The 19,171-nt window shown below is 46.3% G+C and carries 17 protein-coding genes and 1 pseudogene; 13 read left to right on the top strand and 5 right to left on the bottom strand.

Translation table 11 applies throughout. The features are described 5' to 3' along the window. Positions 1-9: 9 nt before the first annotated feature. Positions 10-651: a DUF2959 domain-containing protein gene (locus AB6D06_RS07010; protein WP_029235101.1), complete on the bottom strand. Its 642-nt coding sequence runs from the start codon at positions 649-651 to the stop codon at positions 10-12. Between the two features lie 204 nt (positions 652-855). Here AB6D06_RS07010 and AB6D06_RS07005 point away from each other — a divergent pair, with 204 nt between their 5' ends. The 3 genes from AB6D06_RS07005 to AB6D06_RS06995 are packed head-to-tail and all read left to right on the top strand — an operon-like array spanning position 856 to position 3,155. Then, on the top strand, positions 856-1,797 hold the full coding sequence (locus AB6D06_RS07005; protein WP_032546762.1) for a virulence factor BrkB family protein: 942 nt from the start codon (positions 856-858) through the stop codon (positions 1,795-1,797). After that, complete coding sequence (dtd, locus tag AB6D06_RS07000) at positions 1,769-2,203, top strand: D-aminoacyl-tRNA deacylase (RefSeq protein ID WP_004735590.1); 435 nt, start codon at positions 1,769-1,771, stop codon at positions 2,201-2,203. Before AB6D06_RS07005 ends, dtd begins: the two co-directional genes overlap by 29 nt. Positions 2,204-2,219: 16 nt before the next feature. Next, a complete protein-coding gene (locus tag AB6D06_RS06995) occupies positions 2,220-3,155 on the top strand; it encodes a bifunctional GNAT family N-acetyltransferase/hotdog fold thioesterase (protein WP_102332597.1) in 936 nt (311 codons plus the stop codon). Positions 3,156-3,199: 44 nt separating this feature from the next. Here the strand turns inward: AB6D06_RS06995 and AB6D06_RS06990 are convergent. From AB6D06_RS06990 to hslR, 4 genes and pseudogenes are all read right to left on the bottom strand, one after another. Next, a pseudogene (locus tag AB6D06_RS06990) lies at positions 3,200-5,169 on the bottom strand (AsmA family protein). Positions 5,170-5,323: 154 nt separating this feature from the next. Beyond that, complete coding sequence (gene pckA, locus AB6D06_RS06985; protein WP_372110067.1) at positions 5,324-6,949, bottom strand: phosphoenolpyruvate carboxykinase (ATP); 1,626 nt, start codon at positions 6,947-6,949, stop codon at positions 5,324-5,326. A gap of 337 nt (positions 6,950-7,286) precedes the next feature. Continuing rightward, positions 7,287-8,180 carry an Hsp33 family molecular chaperone HslO gene (gene hslO, locus AB6D06_RS06980; RefSeq protein ID WP_017063067.1) on the bottom strand — a complete coding sequence of 298 codons (894 nt, stop codon included), beginning with the start codon at positions 8,178-8,180 and terminating at the stop codon, positions 7,287-7,289. 18 nt (positions 8,181-8,198) lie between these two features. Beyond that, positions 8,199-8,585, bottom strand: coding sequence for a ribosome-associated heat shock protein Hsp15 (hslR, locus tag AB6D06_RS06975; protein WP_017062490.1), 387 nt, complete (start codon positions 8,583-8,585; stop codon positions 8,199-8,201). A 331-nt stretch (positions 8,586-8,916) separates the two neighbouring features. Here hslR and gspC point away from each other — a divergent pair, with 331 nt between their 5' ends. The 10 genes from gspC to gspL all read left to right on the top strand — a co-directional run bounded on the left by gspC (position 8,917) and on the right by gspL (position 19,171). Beyond that, positions 8,917-9,798 (top strand): type II secretion system protein GspC, encoded by an 882-nt coding sequence (gene gspC / locus AB6D06_RS06970; RefSeq protein ID WP_372110066.1) that lies wholly within the window; start codon positions 8,917-8,919, stop codon positions 9,796-9,798. A 41-nt stretch (positions 9,799-9,839) separates the two neighbouring features. After that, positions 9,840-11,864, top strand: a complete 2,025-nt coding sequence (gene gspD, locus AB6D06_RS06965; RefSeq protein ID WP_372110065.1) for a type II secretion system secretin GspD — start codon at positions 9,840-9,842, stop codon at positions 11,862-11,864. Next, positions 11,864-13,366 (top strand): type II secretion system ATPase GspE, encoded by a 1,503-nt coding sequence (gene gspE / locus AB6D06_RS06960; protein WP_372110064.1) that lies wholly within the window; start codon positions 11,864-11,866, stop codon positions 13,364-13,366. The genes gspD and gspE overlap by 1 nt, the downstream gene beginning before the upstream one ends. 1 nt (position 13,367) lies before the next feature. Beyond that, positions 13,368-14,588, top strand: coding sequence for a type II secretion system inner membrane protein GspF (gene gspF, locus AB6D06_RS06955; RefSeq protein WP_048661299.1), 1,221 nt, complete (start codon positions 13,368-13,370; stop codon positions 14,586-14,588). 88 nt (positions 14,589-14,676) lie between these two features. Then, positions 14,677-15,120: a type II secretion system major pseudopilin GspG gene (gspG, locus tag AB6D06_RS06950; RefSeq protein WP_017062485.1), complete on the top strand. Its 444-nt coding sequence runs from the start codon at positions 14,677-14,679 to the stop codon at positions 15,118-15,120. Between the two features lie 78 nt (positions 15,121-15,198). Beyond that, entirely contained in the window at positions 15,199-15,792 is a 594-nt protein-coding gene (gspH, locus tag AB6D06_RS06945) for a type II secretion system minor pseudopilin GspH (RefSeq protein ID WP_017062484.1), read from the top strand. Then, positions 15,779-16,174, top strand: coding sequence for a type II secretion system minor pseudopilin GspI (gspI, locus tag AB6D06_RS06940; protein WP_010433567.1), 396 nt, complete (start codon positions 15,779-15,781; stop codon positions 16,172-16,174). Before gspH ends, gspI begins: the two co-directional genes overlap by 14 nt. Next, the gene (gspJ, locus tag AB6D06_RS06935) at positions 16,161-16,940 is read left to right on the top strand and encodes a type II secretion system minor pseudopilin GspJ (RefSeq protein ID WP_372110063.1); all 780 of its coding nucleotides are present in this window, start codon (positions 16,161-16,163) and stop codon (positions 16,938-16,940) included. The genes gspI and gspJ overlap by 14 nt, the downstream gene beginning before the upstream one ends. Beyond that, entirely contained in the window at positions 16,924-17,973 is a 1,050-nt protein-coding gene (gene gspK / locus AB6D06_RS06930; RefSeq protein WP_372110062.1) for a type II secretion system minor pseudopilin GspK, read from the top strand. Before gspJ ends, gspK begins: the two co-directional genes overlap by 17 nt. Further along, entirely contained in the window at positions 17,942-19,171 is a 1,230-nt protein-coding gene (gspL, locus tag AB6D06_RS06925; protein WP_372110061.1) for a type II secretion system protein GspL, read from the top strand. Before gspK ends, gspL begins: the two co-directional genes overlap by 32 nt.

Below are 19,171 nucleotides of genomic sequence, written 5' to 3'. Positions count from 1 at the left end.
CTACGGGCGTTATTTCTGGTTTAGTTGAGCAAGGAACTTATCCGATTCGGCGATCGCAGCATTCATCTGTTCTATTGCGTAGGCGATGTCTTTTTCTAAGCTCATAAACTCACCTTGCAGCGAGCCGACAGCGCTCGCATTGAGGTTGTGCTTCAAGTAAAGCGTGTTGTCGCGAAGGGTATTGAGCACTGGGTCCATTTTCTTCTCGGCGCGCTTCATTGCTGACAGCATCGTTTGGTAAGACAATTTAGTTTCACGAAGCTTTTGCTCGCTCGAGCGGCGCAGTGAATCACTGGTGTAGAGATCTAACTCACTCTGCCACTCTTCAAACAGCGCATCCGACACATCTTCAATCGCAGCAATGCGGTCACTGACATTTTGCGCGGCTTTCTCGCTGTCTTGGTATTTATCATTGATTTGGTTGTACATGTCTTCAAGGTCGCCGCCACTGAAGTTAGTCAGGCTGCTGAGTGCTTCAAGTGCGCTGGTAAACTCTTCCTGAGCATCCTGCTGTGACTCTTTAGCGTCTTCCACTCTATCAACCATAATGTCACGCTTGTGATAGCCCACTTGCTCCATTGCGGAGTAATAAGCTGACTGGCATCCAGTAAGAGTAAAAATAGAGAGGACTATAACTATTAAATAAGGCATCCTAGTTTCCTATAGTTAAATAATATCAATCGTAGTAAATAACTGCCCAACCTAGCTTGTTAAAATGCTCGATAACGGCGTTAGAATTTTTGATTGTAGAATAACTACTTATCAAAAAATCTGCCTTGTTCTCAAGCCTTTTTCCTGCGCTATTTTTGAACATTTACTTACTGTGATTAATATGTCGGAATATTAATTAGGACTATGAACGAGTTACAAGGGAGTTACAAGTTGAAGATAAAAAAGGTCGCCACACTCAGTATTCAGTTTTCTCGCTATCTTTTGGCGCGAATGACGCACGATAGAGTCAACGTGAATGCGGGCTACTTGGCGTACATTACTTTGCTCTCGATCGTACCGATGTTGACGGTTCTGCTCTCTATCTTGTCATCATTTTCCATCTTTGCTGATGTTGGTATCGTGATTCAAAACTTCGTTATTATCAACTTTGTTCCAGCGTCAGGAGATGCGGTGCACGGTGCCTTGCTCGAGTTTGTTGCCAACACGGGTAAGATGACGGCGGTCGGTAGTGTGTTCTTGTTCATTGCGGCACTGATGTTGATCTCGAATATCGATAAGAACCTAAACTACATCTGGCGTGTTAATGAGAAGCGACGTGCGGTATTGTCGTTCTCAATGTACTGGATGGTGCTAACACTTGGGCCGATCTTGGTTGGGGCGAGTATTGCTGCCACTTCGTATGTGACATCGCTCAGTCTGCTACAAAATGAAGTCGTATCTGGCGCCTTTAATACCGTAATTCGCAAACTGCCTTTGATTCTCTCTTTCTTTGCGTTTTTCGGTCTGTACCTGTTGGTTCCCAACAAAAAGATACACTTTTCTCATGCGGCTGCAGGTTCTCTAGTGGCGGCTCTGTTGTTCGAACTCAGTAAGAAAGGCTTCGCGGCCTACATTACTCAATTCCCTTCTTACCAGTTGATTTATGGCGCATTGGCGGCAATACCAATTCTTTTTGTCTGGGTTTATTTGTGCTGGTTGATTGTGCTGGTGGGTGCTGAGGTGACCGCTGCATTGGGTGAGCAGGAACAGTGGAGTGACTCGAAAGAAATGGTACACTCGTCGGATAAAGACAAAATCACAGAGCAAGGAAACAACAGTGATAGCACTGATCCAGAGAGTAAGTGAAGCTGCCGTCCGTGTTGATGGCGAAGTAGTTGGTGAGATTGAACAAGGCTTATTAGTTTTGTTAGGCGTAGAAAAAGGTGACGACGAAGCCAAAGCCAAACGTTTGATGGAACGAGTGACCACTTATCGTGTCTTTGGAGACGAAGACGATAAAATGAACCTCAACGTGAAGCAAGTAGAAGGTAAGGTATTAGTGGTGTCTCAATTCACTCTGCCGGCCGATACCAAGAAAGGGACTCGAGCAGGGTTCTCTCGTGGTGCTCACCCAGAAGATGCTGAGCGTCTTTATAACTATTTCTCTGACCAGTGTGAATCAGTGTTACCAACGGAACGTGGCCGATTCGCAGCCGACATGAAAGTGTCTTTGGTTAATGATGGCCCAGTGACATTCTGGCTGCAGGTTTAGGCTTAAAGGAATAAGCATGTTTAAACTCATAACACCAACCACCGAAAATCAGCTAAACAAGTATTACCATTTTCGTTGGCAGATGCTCCGTGAACCTTGGCGAATGCCGGTAGGTTCTGAGCGCGATGAATATGACCCAATGAGTCACCATCGCATGATTGTTGATGGTCGTGGTCGCCCGATGGCGATTGGTCGTCTGTATATCACCCCAGATCTGGAAGGTCAGATCCGCTATATGGCGGTGAAGAAATCTCGCCAAAGTAAAGGCATGGGTTCGTTGATTCTAGTCGCACTTGAGTCATTGGCTCGCCAAGAGGGTGCTAAGCGCTTGGTGTGTAATGCACGTGAAGATGCGATCTCATTCTATGAGAAGAATGAATTTGAACGTCGCGGTGAGATTAACGATCAACGTGGCCCTGTGCGTCACCAACAGATGGTTAAGCATCTTGACCCAATGGCAGACGTTCTGCGTAAGCCTGAGTGGTGTAATGAGCTTCAGCAGCGCTGGGAACATCAGATCCCGATCAGTGACAAGATGGGCATCAAGATCAACCAATACACGGGTTACCAATTTGAGTGTAGTGCTCAGCTGAATCCCAACTTGAACCCGCATAATACCATGTTTGCAGGCTCTGCCTTTACCTTAGCGACCTTAACTGGTTGGGGGATGACTTGGTTATTGATGAAAGAACGCGGGCTGACCGGTGATATCGTGCTGGCAGACAGTAATATTCGTTATCGTCACCCGGTTGAGCAAAACCCTGTTGCCTCTACTTCATTGGATGGGATCAGTGGTGACTTGGACCGCCTTGCGTCAGGAAGAAAGGCACGTATCATCATTCACGTGACCATTCATAGCGGCGATGTGGAAGCGGTAGAGTTTACGGGAACCTATATGCTGATCCCTGATTATAAGAAAATACTATCGACGGATAGCAAGGCGAGTGAATAACTTCACGCTCGCTTGATGATAGATAGAATTATTGACTGAAAGCGCTACTCCTGAGGAGTGGCGTTTTTTGTTGGCAGTCGTTAATCTCCGAATACTCAGCTTGGGTGAGCTTTCCTGAGATTTGATGGCATGGGTCCGATAGGGTAATCGAGAGGGTGTGTTGCTCAGCTTTAAGCAAGTCGAGTTCTCCAGAAGCCTCGCCATTGAGCGTTTGAACCCTTTGTTCGCCTTGCTCTGCTGATGATGCACCAATAATATGCATCGGTTCGAGAGTGAAGCGCCCACGGTCAAAATGCGCATTAAGCTCTGGAATTTCAAACACGTTATCAGTCGATGTTTCAGAAAGCTTGTCATTAAAGGTCATCACACCCTGGCGAACGCTGCCAGTGAGTTGCCCTGTGGTTGAGTAACCGAGCATCAGTGAGTCGCCATATAAACCTGCGGCTTGAAGTTCAAACTCGCCATAGCCGGTTGCATCGAGTGGTAATTCAAGTCGCTGCAGCATAGGCGCAATGGGTAACCCATCGGCAGAAATATCTAAGCTCCATGGCTTGCTGATTTGGTTAAAATCGAGCGTTGCATTGGCTTCAATGTAGCCATTCCTGAGTGGTGCAAACAGACGAGTCAGCGTCCATTTTCCTTGTTCGCTATTCATCTCAACCACAGGCTGTGCGCTGAGAATATTTTGGTAGCTGGCATCATTGGCGCTCGCCATCAGCTTCCCTTGCCATAAGCCCAGTTTTCTATCTTGCAGCAGTTGAACTTGATGCCCCTCGACATGTAATCCAGAGACCTGCCAGTAAGGCGTTTGTGCTAGTTGGATAAGTTGGCTACGTTCTATATTAAGTCGGTCAATAGAGGCTTTCTGAAGCTGTGTCAGCCAAGGCAATAGGCGAGCGGATGGTAGAACTTTATCTTGGCTTTCCGTAATCCACTTTATGCCTTGCAGGTCGAGCTGCGCTAATTGAATGCTGCTAGGGGTGACTTCGCCATTAAGTTGAATACTGCCTTGTAAGAATTGAGTATAGAAGTCTTCAATTAGAATCTGGTTCGGATCTAAATTGAGCTTGATACTTGGCTCGATGAACATGTCATCATCAATGGTCACTCCTTCTGCCTGCAGAGAGAAAATGGCTTTCTGCTGCTTCCAGATTTCAAAAGGCAGTTGGATATTTTCTAGTGAGGCATCAAAAGCTGCGAGGTGACCATCTTGCCATTCCACGTCGCTGCGCAGAATATCTAAGCTATTGATGTGATTGATCTGAATACCGGCTACATCCCACTCTTTACTTAGTAGGTTTTGGGTCTGTTTCTGATTGAGTCGTAAGCCATCGACGGTCACATTCACCAACGACCAATCTTGTTGATACTGCTCTGCTTGGCCGGAAATCTTGGCGCCACGCCAGTCAAACGAAGCACCATAAAGGGTGCTGTCACTCGGCTTGAGGTCTAGGTCAATCAACAGGTTATCGAATGCTTCACCTTGCCAATACAGCTGTGAGGCAGAAAGTTGGGTTTTTCCATAAGGTAGCAGCGAGTTGTCGTTGTGCCATGTTGGGTCGGAGATCTGCAGGTCGATGCCTCGCGCATTAAACTCTGGCATCGAAAAGTCGAGGTTGTTGATGGCCAGCTGGTGGAGCTTGATGTGTGGCTGGGTAAATAAAGATGTCAGCGTTTTTAGATCGTCTGCTTCTAACTGAAGGCCGCTGATCAAAACAGATTCAAAGACCAGTTTTGCTTCTGTAAATGAGCTGGGGCTGAACCAAAGATCGATCTTGTCGATATACAGAGGTGCCTGTTTTTCAGGTTGGCTTTGGGTAATGCCCATTAAGGTGATGTGATAAGGCGCCTGATACTCAACATCTTCAATGAGTACAGGTTGTTCAATCGTATGTTTGATAAAAAAGTTAGCAACATCCGCACGGTATTGGGTCTGCAGGCTTAATAGCAGCGCCGCGAGAAGTGCAACGGCGATAGCCAACACAATGCCGAACACCATGAATACCTTTTTCATTCCCTGAAAGCCTTAAATTTCAATAGTCTCAAGACAGAGTGGAACAAAAAGGGGCAAGCAGCAACAAAAAAGCCCCTCAAAAGAGGGGCTTGCTACAAAAATATCACTTTAAATTGGGCGTTTGCTTTTGGCTAAGCCCGAGCAGATGATTGGGTTAGTCCAGTTGAGGGCCAGCCGCAACCAGTGATTTACCTTCAGCGTTGTCAGTGTACTTATCAAAGTTGTTGATGAAGCGCTCTGCTAGATCTTTCGCTTTGCTTTCCCATTGTAGAGGGTCAGTGTACGTATCGCGTGGGTCAAGGATCGCTGGGTCAACATCGTGCAACGCTAGCGGTACTTCTAGGTTAAACATAGGGATAACCTTAGTTTCAGCTTGGTCGATTGAGCCATCTAGGATAGCGTCGATGATGCCGCGAGTATCTTGGATTGAGATACGTTTGCCTGTGCCATTCCAACCTGTGTTCACTAGGTAAGCTTCAGCGCCAGCCGCTTCCATACGCTTCACAAGCACTTCAGCGTACTGGGTTGGGTGGAGAGTTAAGAATGCCGCACCAAATGCAGCAGAGAACGTTGGTGTTGGTTCAGTAATACCGCGCTCTGTACCTGCTAGCTTAGCTGTGAAGCCAGATAGGAAGTGGTACTTCGTTTGCTCTGGAGTCAGTTTAGAAACGGGTGGCAGTACACCGAATGCATCAGCAGTCAGGAAGATAACCTTTTGAGCGTGACCGGCTTTTGATACTGGTTTAACGATGTTATCGATGTGGTGAATCGGGTAAGAAACACGAGTGTTCTCAGTTTTTGAACCGTCATCAAAATCGATAGAACCATCACCACGAACTGTTACGTTTTCTAGTAGTGCATCACGACGGATTGCATTGTAGATTTCAGGTTCTGCTTCTTTAGATAGACGAATCGTCTTCGCGTAACAACCACCTTCGAAGTTGAAGATACCATCGTCATCCCAACCGTGCTCATCATCACCGATTAGCTCACGCTTAGGATCGGTTGAAAGCGTAGTTTTACCTGTACCAGATAGACCGAAGAAGATGGCTACATCGCCTTTCTCGCCGACGTTTGCACTACAGTGCATTGAAGCAATGCCTTGCAGAGGAAGCAGGTAGTTCATCATTGCGAACATGCCTTTCTTCATCTCACCGCCGTACCAAGTACCACCGATGATTTGAACGCGCTCTGTTAGGTTGAAAGCAACGAAGTTTTCAGAGTTTAGACCCTGCTTTTCCCAGTTAGGGTTAGTTGTTTTAGCACCGTTCATTACCACGAAATCAGGTTCGAACGTTGCTAGCTCTTCGTCAGTTGGACGAATGAACATGTTCTTAACGAAGTGCGCTTGCCACGCTACTTCAGTGATAATACGCACGCTTAAGCGCGTATCAGGGTTAGCACCACAATAACCGTCGATGACAAACAGGCGCTTGCCAGATAGCTGAGTTGTCACAAGCTCTTTCAGCTCATTCCATACTTCAGTTGTAATCGGTTTGTTGTCATTTTTGCCTTGATCTGACCACCACATGGTATCGCGGGTCGTGTCATCTTTAACAATGTACTTATCTTTTGGTGAGCGGCCAGTAAAGATACCAGTGTCTACCGCAACAGAGCCTAGTTCCGTTACTACGCCTTTTTCGTAGCCTTCCAAACCTGGCAGTGTTTCTTCAACGAATAACTGCTCGTAGCTAGGATTACGAAGAACTTCAGTAACGCCAGTCAGTCCGTGCTTAGTTAGATCAATTTGTGCAGCCTTTGTATGTTCCATAACGGTCATAGGTGCTCCTTGTAGGATATTTTGTAGGGATTTTGTATTAATTTTTTATTGTTATCTGCTCACCATGCTAGCAACGAGACTCGGGGGAAACAGGGATATAGCTCAAAAAATATCCATATTAGCCATGGGGTTTTAAGCGTCTCGTCACATATTGGCCCAACTAGTCTATCCTGTACGCAAACCTTTGCGCTAGGGGCGAGAACATTATTAATTGATTAAAATTAAGCGGTGATTTTATTACGAGATGTTACGGAGTTTGCGCTATTTTGATCACAAAAAAGGCCAGCTGAGGGCTGACCTTTTTGGGGTAAATTACGTGTTTTTGGTACGCCGTAAATTAATGAACCGTATTGCTGCCTTTATCTGCTGCTTCTGCGTACAGTGCATCAACATCATTCTTGTCGAACGAGTAGTTTGTGCCACAGTAATCGCAGTGTAGACCAACGCTTCCTTCGGTGCTTAGGATGTCGTAGATCTCTTCTTGAGCAACAGTAATGATTGCTGCTGCACTTCGATCGCGTGAACAGCCACAGAAGAACTCAACCGGTTGTGGTGTGAATAGCTGTACTTTCTCTTGGTTGTACAAACGGTAAAGCAGTTCGTTCGCTTCTAGAGTGAATAGCTCTTCGTTTTTCACGGTGTCTGTTAGTTGCTCTAGGTGCTCGAAGTCGTCTGGAGTACCGGTGCCGTCAGGCATTACTTGTAGCAACATACCTGCAGCGTGTGCTTTGCCTTCATGCTCGCCAGTGCGCAGCCATAGACGAGTCTTAAGCTGTTCAGAGTTAGCGAAGTAGCCTTCAAGCACTTGTGCAAGCGTGTCACCTTCAAGACCAACGATACCTTGGTAACGCTCACCTTTCTTAGGATCGATAGTGATCACTAGATGACCTTTACCCATTAGGGCGTGTAGACCTGCGTCGTCTGCGATATCGCCTTCAAAGCGAGCAACACCACGGATCTTCTGATCGTGATCGCCATTGATAACTGCTAGAGATACTGGGCCGTCACCTTGCAGCTGCATCGTGATAGAACCTTCAAACTTTAGGGTCGCCGTTAGTAGCGTCGTTGAAACCAGTAGCTCACCCAACAGCTTTTGTACTGGAGCTGGGTATTCCTTGCTAGAAATAATCTGTTGGTACGCTTCGTCCATCTGTACCAATTCACCACGTACTGATAGGTCTTCAAATAGGTAGCGATTTAAAACATTACTTGTAGACATTGGGTCTGCCATTTGGCTATTCCTTCTAGCTTATTGAGTCTTGAACTTGATGATGTCACGACGTTGCTTTTTATCTGGGCGACGTTCTGGTGCTGGGCTATGAGCATTTAGCTTGCGCTGTTGTGCAAACTCTTCTCTTTTTGCCAAGCTTTCGGTGGTTTCTTCATAGAGGGTTTGAGCGATCGGGGCTCCACCACGATGGGCTGAGATTTTCTCGATCGTTACCGTCTTTTCTTCATTACCTTGGCGCAGTGTAATCACAGCCCCAAGTTCGACAATTTTACTTGGCTTGCTGCGCTGACCATTATAGTGGACTTTGCCACCATCGACCATGTTGCGAGCAATAGACCGGGTTTTGTAAAAACGAGCTGCCCACAACCATTTATCGAGTCTGACAGCTTCATTAGCAGTTTTCATATAGGGCTGTGCCTTATTAAGTGAGAAATGAATGCGGTTTAACTGTAACGAACAGTGCGCAACATGTTTTTGATGATGCTTATCACATTAAGTAGAAGCTTAAAGTGGAGGCGGTTGGCATTTTTTTCAAGTCATAATACAAAATAGCCATGTTATGCCGATTTATCGATTTGCTATGATATAGTGCAGGATCTTATTGCTTAAATAAGCTTGGTATCGAACGAATGAATAAAAAAGCTGAAAGTTTAATGATTTGCAGCGTTTGTCATCATGAAAAGGGACTAGGAAAGTGAACTTTTTAGAGCTCAAAAATCGCGTAGGGAATTCTCCTATGTTGAGCCGCTTATTAGAGAATGGATTTGTACTTCAGCAGAAACTAAGCTTAGCGACCTGTTGTGTATTGATTGCAGCTTCCGCATGGATCTTAGGGCAGCTTGCATGGTTTATCGAACCTGCTGAGCAGACTATCGCGCCTTGGACAGCAACGGCTTCATCGTCTTCAGCACCTCAATCGACCCTTGATATCTCTTCTTTGCTGCAGAGCAACATGTTTGGTGCTTACAACCCAAGCACGCCCGCTGTGGTTGAACAGCAAGTTATCCAAGATGCGCCTAAGACGCGATTAAACCTCGTTTTAGTGGGTGCAGTCGCGAGCTCGAATCCAAAACTGAGCTTAGCGGTGATCGCCAATCGCGGCACGCAAGCGACCTACGGAATTAATGAAGAGATTGAAGGCACTCGAGCCAAGTTAAAAGCGGTATTAATCGACCGCGTTATCATTGATAACTCAGGACGAGATGAAACCTTGATGCTTGAAGGTATTGAGTACAAGCGTTTGGCTGTATCAGCGCCTGCGCCACCTCGTAGCTCTTCTTCGGTTCGTGGTAATAATCCGGCTTCAGCAGAAGAGAAGCTTGATGAAATTAAAGCGAAGATAATGAAAGATCCGCAACAAATCTTCCAATATGTTCGACTGTCTCAGGTGAAGCGTGACGATAAAGTGATCGGTTATCGTGTGAGCCCTGGCAAAGATTCAGAACTTTTTAACTCTGTTGGGCTCCAAAACGGAGATATTGCCACTCAGTTAAATGGACAAGACCTGACAGACCCTGCTGCTATGGGCAACATATTCCGTTCCATCTCAGAACTAACAGAGCTAAATCTGGTGGTCGAGAGAGATGGTCAACAACATGAAGTGTTTATTGAATTTTAAAACTTTGCGTCTAACGAAGGACGAAAGTGTAGGAGAAGTACGTGAAGCATTGGTTTAAGAAAAGTGCATGGTTATTGGCAGGAAGCTTGATCTGCACACCCGCAGCCATCGCGAGTGATTTTAGTGCCAGCTTTAAAGGCACTGATATTCAAGAGTTTATTAATATTGTTGGTCGTAACCTAGAGAAGACCATCATCGTTGATCCATCGGTGCGCGGAAAAATCGATGTACGCAGCTACGACGTATTGAATGAAGAGCAATATTACAGCTTCTTCTTAAACGTACTAGAGGTGTATGGCTACGCAGTCGTTGAAATGGACTCGGGTGTTCTTAAGATCATCAAAGCCAAAGACTCTAAAACTTCGGCGATCCCCGTTGTTGGTGACCGTGATTCAATCACTGGTGATAGCGTAGTGACGCGTGTAGTGACGGTTCGTAATGTATCGGTTCGTGAACTTTCTCCTCTGCTTCGTCAACTAAACGACAATGCAGGCGCGGGTAACGTTGTGCACTACGACCCAGCCAACATCATCCTTATTACAGGCCGAGCGGCGGTAGTAAACCGTTTAGCTGAAATCATCAAGCGTGTTGACCAAGCGGGTGATAAAGAGATTGAAGTCGTTGAGCTAAAGAATGCTTCTGCGGCAGAAATGGTACGTATCGTTGATGCACTAAGCAAAACCACAGATGCCCAAAACACACCAGCCTTCCTACAACCTAAATTAGTTGCCGATGAACGTACCAATGCGATTCTTATCTCAGGTGACCCTAAGGTACGTAGCCGTTTAAGAAGGTTGATTGAACAGCTTGATGTGGAAATGGCAACCAAGGGCAACAACCAAGTAATTTACCTTAAATACGCCAAAGCAGAAGATTTAGTCGATGTGCTGAAAGGCGTGTCGGACAACCTGCAATCAGAAAAGCAATCTTCAACCAAAGGCAGCTCATCGCAACGTAACCAAGTGATGATCTCCGCTCACAGTGATACCAACTCGTTGGTGATTACCGCACAACCGGACATCATGAATGCGCTTCAAGATGTGATCGCACAGTTGGATATTCGTCGTGCTCAAGTATTGATTGAAGCCCTAATTGTCGAGATGGCAGAGGGTGATGGCATTAACCTTGGTGTGCAATGGGGTAACCTTGATACTGGTGCTGTGATTCAGTATGGCAACACAGGTGCGTCAATCGGTGGCGTAATGGTTGGTTTAGAAGAAGCGAAAGACACTGAAACGACCACCGCAGTCTATGATGATAATGGCGCCTTTTTGCGTAATGAAACGACCACAGAATCCGGTGACTACTCAACGTTAGCTTCTGCTCTTTCTGGCGTTAATGGCGCGGCAATGAGCGTAGTGATGGGTGACTGGACTGCCTTGATCAGTGCAGTAGCGACCGATTCAAATTCAAATATCCTATCTTCTCCAAGTATCACCGTGATGGATAACGGCGAAGCGTCGTTCATTGTGGGCGAAGAGGTGCCTGTTTTAACTGGCTCGACCGCAGGCTCAAGTAACGATAACCCATTCCAAACGGTTGAACGTAAAGAAGTGGGTATCAAGCTAAAAGTCGTGCCACAAATCAATGAAGGTGACTCAGTTCAGCTGCAAATAGAACAAGAAGTATCGAACGTATTAGGCGCAAACGGGGCAGTAGATGTTCGTTTTGCTAAGCGTCAGCTAAATACGTCAGTGATTGTTCAAGACGGTCAAATGCTGGTGCTGGGTGGCTTGATTGACGAGCGAGCGCTGGAAAGTGAATCTAAGGTGCCGTTCTTGGGCGATATCCCTGTTCTAGGACACCTGTTCAAATCAACCAGTACTCAGGTTGAGAAAAAGAACCTAATGGTATTCATCAAGCCGACCATTATTCGTGATGGTATGACGGCCGATGGTATTACTCAGCGTAAATACAACTTTATTCGTGCTGAGCAGTTGTATAAGTCAGAGCAGGGCCTGAAGCTGATGGATGACGATAATATTCCAGTACTGCCTAAATTTGGCGAAAGCATGAATTACCCGGCTGAACTTCAAGCCTTCATTGATCAGATGGAAACAGAATAATGGCTGAATTGGTAGGGGCGGCACGTACTTATCAGCGCTTGCCGTTTAGCTTTGCGAATCGCTATAAGATGGTGTTGGAGTATCAACATCCAGAGCGCGCACCGATACTTTATTATGTTGAGCCACTGAAATCGGCGGCGATCATTGAAGTGAGTCGTGTTGTGAAAAATGGTTTCACGCCACAAGCGATTACTCTCGATGAGTTTGATAAAAAACTGACCGATGCTTATCAGCGTGACTCGTCAGAAGCTCGTCAGCTCATGGAAGACATTGGTGCTGATAGTGATGATTTCTTCTCACTAGCGGAAGAACTGCCTCAAGACGAAGACTTACTTGAATCAGAGGATGATGCACCAATAATCAAGTTAATCAATGCGATGCTGGGTGAGGCGATCAAAGAAGGTGCTTCGGATATTCATATCGAAACCTTTGAAAAGTCACTTTGTATCCGTTTCCGAGTTGATGGTGTGCTGCGTGATGTTCTAGCGCCAAGCCGTAAACTGGCGCCGCTGCTCGTGTCACGTGTAAAGGTTATGGCGAAGTTGGATATTGCAGAAAAACGCGTGCCACAAGACGGTCGTATTTCTCTGCGTATTGGTGGTCGAGCGGTCGACGTTCGTGTATCAACCATGCCTTCATCACACGGTGAGCGTGTGGTAATGCGTCTGTTGGACAAAAACGCCACTCGTCTAGACTTGCACAGTTTAGGTATGACAGCAGAAAACCATGAAAACTTCCGTAAGCTGATTCAGCGCCCACATGGCATTATCTTGGTGACCGGCCCTACGGGTTCGGGTAAATCAACAACCCTGTATGCTGGCCTGCAAGAGCTCAACAGCAATGAGCGAAATATCCTTACCGTTGAAGACCCAATCGAATTTGATATTGATGGTATTGGCCAAACACAAGTGAACCCTAAGGTTGATATGACCTTTGCGCGCGGTTTACGTGCCATTCTTCGTCAAGATCCCGATGTGGTTATGATTGGTGAGATACGTGACTTAGAGACCGCTGAGATCGCTGTTCAAGCCTCTTTGACGGGTCACTTAGTTATGTCGACTCTTCACACCAATACAGCAATTGGTGCGATCACGCGTCTACGTGATATGGGCATTGAACCTTTCTTAATCTCTTCTTCGCTGCTGGGTGTTTTGGCTCAGCGTTTGGTTCGTACTTTGTGTAACGACTGCAAAGAGCCTTATGAAGCCGACAAAGAACAGAAAAAACTGTTTGGGTTGAAGAAGAAAGACAGCCTAACGCTTTACCATGCCAACGGGTGTGAAAGCTGCAGTCACAAAGGCTATCGAGGCCGTACTGGTATTCATGAGCTATTGATGATTGACGATTCGGTACAAGAGCTGATTCACAGTGAGGCTGGCGAACAGGCGATTGAGAAAGCAATTCGTGGCACAACACCAAGTATTCGAGATGATGGCTTGAGCAAAGTTCTGAAAGGGGTAACGTCCTTAGAAGAAGTGATGCGCGTGACCAAGGAAGTCTAGTATGGCGGCATTTGAATACAAAGCACTGGATGCCAAGGGTAAGAGCAAAAAGGGCTCGATTGAAGCGGATAACGCTCGTCAGGCTCGCCAGCGCTTAAAAGAACAAGGCTTGATGCCGGTTGAGATGACCGAAGCCAAGGCCAAAACAGCGAAAGGTGCACAGCCTTCGACTAGCTTTAAGCGTGGTATCAGCACGCCAGACCTTGCTTTGATTACTCGCCAAATTTCCACCTTGGTGCAATCAGGCATGCCGCTAGAAGAGTGCTTGAAAGCCGTGGCGGAGCAATCTGAAAAGCCACGTATTCGAACCATGTTACTGGCGGTTCGTTCGAAGGTAACGGAAGGTTATTCGCTAGCCGATAGCTTGGCTGATTACCCACATATCTTTGATGAACTGTTTAGAGCCATGGTCGCGGCTGGTGAGAAATCGGGTCACTTAGATGCGGTATTGGAGCGACTGGCTGATTACGCAGAAAACCGTCAGAAGATGCGCTCTAAGTTGCTGCAAGCGATGATCTACCCTGTGGTGCTGGTGGTGTTTGCGGTGACGATTGTTTCGTTCCTGCTGGCAACCGTGGTACCTAAGATCGTTGAACCGATTATCCAAATGGGCCAAGAACTTCCTCAATCGACACAATTTTTATTGGCATCGAGTGAATTTATCCAGAATTGGGGCATCCAATTACTGTTGTTGATCATCGGTGTGATTGTGTTGATTAAGACCGCTCTGAAAAAGCCGGGTGTTCGCATGAGTTGGGATCGAAAATTATTGAGTATCCCGCTGATTGGTAAAATAGCGAAAGGGATCAATACCTCTCGTTTTGCTCGAACACTCTCTATTTGTACCTCGAGTGCGATTCCTATTCTTGAAGGGATGAAGGTTGCGGTTGATGTAATGTCGAATCACCATGTGAAGCAACAAGTACTGCAGGCGTCAGACAGTGTTAGAGAAGGGGCAAGCCTGCGTAAAGCGCTCGATCAAACCAAACTCTTCCCTCCAATGATGCTGCATATGATCGCCAGTGGTGAGCAGAGTGGTCAGTTAGAGCAAATGCTAACAAGAGCGGCAGATAACCAGGATCAAAGCTTTGAATCGACCGTGAATATCGCGTTAGGTATCTTTACGCCAGCACTTATCGCTTTGATGGCAGGCTTAGTGCTGTTCATTGTGATGGCGACTCTGATGCCGATGCTTGAAATGAATAATTTGATGAGTGGTTAATCAACTGCTCATAAGACGTTAGTTTTTGGATTAACGAGAAGAAGGACATTATTACCTTCAACTCGCTGTCTGTAATTTGGAGAAAATAATGAAAAACAGAATGAAGAAACAATCAGGCTTTACCCTATTAGAAGTGATGGTTGTTGTGGTTATCCTTGGCGTATTGGCGAGCTTTGTTGTACCTAACCTATTGGGTAACAAAGAGAAGGCTGACCAACAAAAAGCCATCACTGATATTGTGGCGCTAGAGAACGCGCTAGATATGTACAAACTGGATAACAGCGTTTACCCAACAACGGATCAAGGTCTTGATGCATTGGTTTCTAAGCCAAGCAGCCCAGAGCCTCGTAACTACCGCGACGGTGGCTACATCAAGCGTCTGCCAAACGACCCATGGGGTAACGAGTACCAATACCTAAGCCCTGGTGATAACGGCACTATTGATATTTTCACTCTTGGTGCTGATGGCCAAGAAGGTGGTGAAGGTATTGCGGCGGATATCGGCAACTGGAACATGCAGGATTTCCAATAAGCTTCAGCTTATTGTTTGATTCGTTATTGATGCTTGATACGTTATTGATGGTAGGACGTAAACAGATGGAGTCTAAAGGTGAAAACTAAGCAAACACAGCCAGGTTTCACCTTGATTGAGATTCTCTTGGTGTTGGTACTACTGTCAGTAACGGCGGTTGCGGTGATCGCGACCATTCCTACCAATAGCAAAGATGTTGCTAAAAAATACGCTCAAAGCTTTTATCAGCGAGTTCAATTACTCAATGAAGAGGCTATTTTGAGCGGCTTAGATTTTGGCGTTCGAGTTGATGAAAAGAAATCGACCTATGTACTGATGGCGCTTAAGTCTGAAGGCTGGCAAGAAGTCGATTTTGAAAAAATCCCCTCTTTAACTGAACTACCGGAAGAACTCGCATTGTCACTGACCTTAGGTGGTGGCGCATGGGAAGACGATGATCGGTTGTTCAACCCAGGAAGCTTGTTTGATGAAGATATGTTTGCTGATCTTGAAGAGGAAAAGAAGCCGAAACCACCACAGATCTACATCTTGTCGAGTGCTGAAATGACACCATTTGTGCTGTCGTTTTATCCAAATACAGGTGACACCATACAAGATGGTTGGCGCATTCGAGTGTTGGATAATGGCGTTATTCGATTGCTTGAGCCAGGAGAAGAAGATGAAGAGGAATAACGGCTCTCCTTATCGTTCTCGTGGTATGACTCTTGGTTCTCGAGGAATGACCCTGCTTGAAGTATTAGTTGCGCTCGCTATTTTCGCAACGGCAGCGATCAGTGTTATTCGTGCCGTCACTCAGCACATTAATACCCTTAGCTATCTAGAAGAAAAAACCTTCGCAGCTATGGTAGTAGACAATCAAATGGCTCTCGTCATGCTGCATCCTGACAAGCTTAAAAAAGCGCAGGGCACGCAAGAGTTAGCAGGAAGAGAGTGGTTCTGGAAAGTGACGCCAATTGATACTAGCGGTGATTTGTTAAAGGCGTTTGATGTAAGCGCGGCAACCAGTAAGAAGGCCTCTCCAGTGGTTACGGTGCGCAGCTATGTTGTCAAATAAGAGCATGTCGTCAAATAAAAGCATGTCGTTAAGTAGGGTCAAGCCATCAGCTAAGGTTTCATCTAAGTGTCTGTCACGCAAACAAAGACTATCCTCGAAAGGGAGAGGCTTTACCTTAATCGAAGTTTTGGTCTCGATCGCTATCTTTGCCACGTTAAGCATGGCGGCTTATCAAGTGGTAAACCAAGTTCAACGAAGTAATGAAATCTCAATTGAACGCAGTGCGCGCTTGAATCAATTACAGCGTAGCTTGGTCATTTTAGATAATGATTTTCGTCAGATGGCAGCGAGACAATTTCGCACCGATGGTGAAGAAGCATCATCTAAGCTGATCTTATTGAAAGAGTATTTACTGGATTCCGACAGTGTTGGCATCATGTTTACTCGTTTGGGTTGGCATAACCCGCAGCAGCAGTTTCCTCGCGGAGAAGTCACCAAAGTGGGTTACCGCATTAAAGAAGAAACGCTTGAGCGTGTGTGGTGGCGCTACCCCGATACCCCTGCAGGTCAAGAAGGTGTGATTACGCCTTTGCTTGATGATGTTGAAAGCTTGGAATTCGAGTTTTATGACGGAAGCCGCTGGGGGAAAGAGTGGCAAACCGACAAATCGCTACCGAAAGCGGTAAGGTTAAAGCTAACCTTGAAAGATTATGGTGAGATAGAGCGTATTTATCTCACCCCAGGTGGCACGCTCGATCAGGCCGATGATTCTTCAAACAGTGACTCTTCAAGTAGTAATGAGGGGAATAATGACTCATCGAACTAATAAGTTTGCACTGACAAGGTCTGCCATGGGGCGCAAGCAGCGAGGTGTTGCGCTGATCATTATCCTGATGCTACTGGCGATAATGGCAACCATCGCAGGCAGTATGTCGGAACGCCTGTTTACTCAATTTAAGCGCGTGGGAAATCAACTGAATTACCAACAGGCTTACTGGTACAGCATTGGTGTCGAAGCGCTGGTGCAAGACGGCATTAGGCAAAGCTACAAAGACAGTGATACCGTCAACTTGAGTCAACCATGGGCGTTAGAAGAACAGGTATACCCGTTGGATTATGGTCAAGTTAAAGGCCGTATTGTTGATGCTCAGGCATGTTTTAATCTCAATGCGTTGGCTGGTGTGGCGACGACTTCAAGTAACCAAACACCTTATTTAATTACGGTTTGGCAAACCTTGTTGGAAAACCAAGATGTTGAGCCTTATCAGGCCGAGGTTATTGCACATTCAAGCTGGGAATTTGTTGATAGTGATACCCGAACCACCTCTTCAGCTGGTGTAGAAGACAGTACTTATGAGGCGATGAAGCCATCTTATTTGGCAGCGAATGGCTTAATGGCCGATGAGTCCGAGCTACGCGCGGTTTATCAAGTCACGGGTGAGGTGATGAATAAGGTTCGCCCCTTTGTTTGTGCTCTGCCGAGCGACGATTTCCGTTTGAATGTGAATACTCTTACGGAAAAGCAGGCGCCGTTATTGGAAGCGATGTTTGCCCCCGGCTTAAGTGAATCGGATGCCAAACAGCTGATAGACAAACGCCCATTCGATGGCTGGGATACGGTGGATGCGTTTATGGCTGAACCGGCCATTGTGGGTGTGAGTGCCGAAGTCAGCAAGAAAGCGAAAGCATATTTAACTGTAGATAGCGCCTATTTTGAGCTTGATGCAGAGGTATTAGTTGAGCAGTCACGTGTACGTATACGGACGCTTTTCTATAGTAGTAATCGAGAAACAGTGACGGTAGTACGCCGTCGTTTTGGAGGAATCAGTGAGCGAGTTTCTGACCGTTCGACTGAGTAGCGAACCACAAAGCCCTGTGCAGTGGTTAGTTTGGTCGACAAGCCAACAAGAAGTGATAGCAAGTGGCGAACTGTCTAGCTGGGAGCAGCTGGATGAGTTAACGCCTTACGCTGAAAAGCGCAGCTGTATCGCTTTATTGCCGGGAAATGAATGCTTAATTAAGCGTGTTGAGATCCCGAAAGGTGCTGCTCGCCAGTTCGACTCTATGCTGCCGTTTTTATTAGAAGACGAAGTGGCACAAGATATCGAAGACTTACACCTGACTATTTTAGATAAAGACGCAACGCACGCAACAGTGTGTGGTGTCGATCGTGAATGGTTAAAGCAAGCGTTAGACCTGTTCCGCGAAGCCAATATTATCTTCCGTAAGGTGTTGCCAGATACACTGGCCGTGCCTTTTGAAGAGCAAGGCATCAGTGCATTACAGATCGACCAGCATTGGCTATTACGTCAAGGTAACTATCAAGCTGTATCGATCAGCGAAGCATGGTTACCGATGTTTTTGCAAAGTGATTGGGTTGTTGCTGATGACGAAGAGCAAGCGACGACTATCTTCAGCTACACCGCGATGCCGAGCGATGACGTTCAACAGCAAAGCGGTGCGAATTGGCAAGCAAAGCCTGCGGAACTGGTGATGTCTTTACTGAGCCAACAAGCCATTACAAGTGGCGTAAACTTACTGACTGGCACCTTTAAAACCAAATCTTCATTCAGTAAGTACTGGCGTGTATGGCAAAAAGTAGCGATCGCAGCTTGTTTGCTGGTGGCGGTGATCGTCACTCAGCAAGTCTTAAAGGTTCAGCAGTACGAAGCACAAGCCGAAGCGTACCGAACGGAGAGTGAACGTATTTTTAGAAGCGTACTTCCGGGCAAGCAACGTATTCCGACGGTCAGCTACCTTAAGCGCCAGATGAACGACGAAGCTAAGAAGTATGGTGGCTCGGGTGATGGTGATTCCTTACTTGGATGGCTAGCGTTACTGCCAGAAACTTTAGGACAAGTGAAAGCCATCGAAGTGAATAGTATTCGCTACGACGGCAACCGCTCAGAGGTGAGATTGGAAGCGAAAAGCTCTGACTTCCAACATTTTGAGACCGCGAGAGTGAAGCTCGAAGAGAAGTTTACCGTCGAACAAGGTCCATTAAACCGTAATGGCGATGCCGTATTTGGCAGCTTTACTCTTAAACCCCATCAATAA

Origin of the sequence: Vibrio sp. 10N.239.311.G01, from assembly GCF_041465805.1 — a bacterium.
GTDB classification, from domain to species: Bacteria; Pseudomonadota; Gammaproteobacteria; order Enterobacterales; family Vibrionaceae; genus Vibrio; species Vibrio crassostreae_C.
The sequence above is the reverse complement of the archived record's forward strand: the minus strand, read 5'-3'. Positions and strand labels throughout refer to the sequence as shown.

Excerpts from the sequence above, each read along its gene's own strand:
- AB6D06_RS07010 (WP_029235101.1), bottom strand. The coding sequence starts at position 651 with ATGCCTTATTTAATAGTTATAGTCCTCTCTATTTTTACTCTTACTGGA.
- AB6D06_RS07005 (WP_032546762.1), top strand. The coding sequence starts at position 856 with ATGAACGAGTTACAAGGGAGTTACAAGTTGAAGATAAAAAAGGTCGCC.
- AB6D06_RS06995 (WP_102332597.1), top strand. The coding sequence starts at position 2,220 with ATGTTTAAACTCATAACACCAACCACCGAAAATCAGCTAAACAAGTAT.
- pckA (WP_372110067.1), bottom strand. The coding sequence starts at position 6,949 with ATGACCGTTATGGAACATACAAAGGCTGCACAAATTGATCTAACTAAG.
- hslO (WP_017063067.1), bottom strand. The coding sequence starts at position 8,180 with ATGGCAGACCCAATGTCTACAAGTAATGTTTTAAATCGCTACCTATTT.
- hslR (WP_017062490.1), bottom strand. The coding sequence starts at position 8,585 with ATGAAAACTGCTAATGAAGCTGTCAGACTCGATAAATGGTTGTGGGCA.
- gspC (WP_372110066.1), top strand. The coding sequence starts at position 8,917 with ATGTTGAGCCGCTTATTAGAGAATGGATTTGTACTTCAGCAGAAACTA.
- gspE (WP_372110064.1), top strand. The coding sequence starts at position 11,864 with ATGGCTGAATTGGTAGGGGCGGCACGTACTTATCAGCGCTTGCCGTTT.
- gspF (WP_048661299.1), top strand. The coding sequence starts at position 13,368 with ATGGCGGCATTTGAATACAAAGCACTGGATGCCAAGGGTAAGAGCAAA.
- gspG (WP_017062485.1), top strand. The coding sequence starts at position 14,677 with ATGAAAAACAGAATGAAGAAACAATCAGGCTTTACCCTATTAGAAGTG.
- gspI (WP_010433567.1), top strand. The coding sequence starts at position 15,779 with ATGAAGAGGAATAACGGCTCTCCTTATCGTTCTCGTGGTATGACTCTT.
- gspJ (WP_372110063.1), top strand. The coding sequence starts at position 16,161 with ATGTTGTCAAATAAGAGCATGTCGTCAAATAAAAGCATGTCGTTAAGT.
- gspK (WP_372110062.1), top strand. The coding sequence starts at position 16,924 with ATGACTCATCGAACTAATAAGTTTGCACTGACAAGGTCTGCCATGGGG.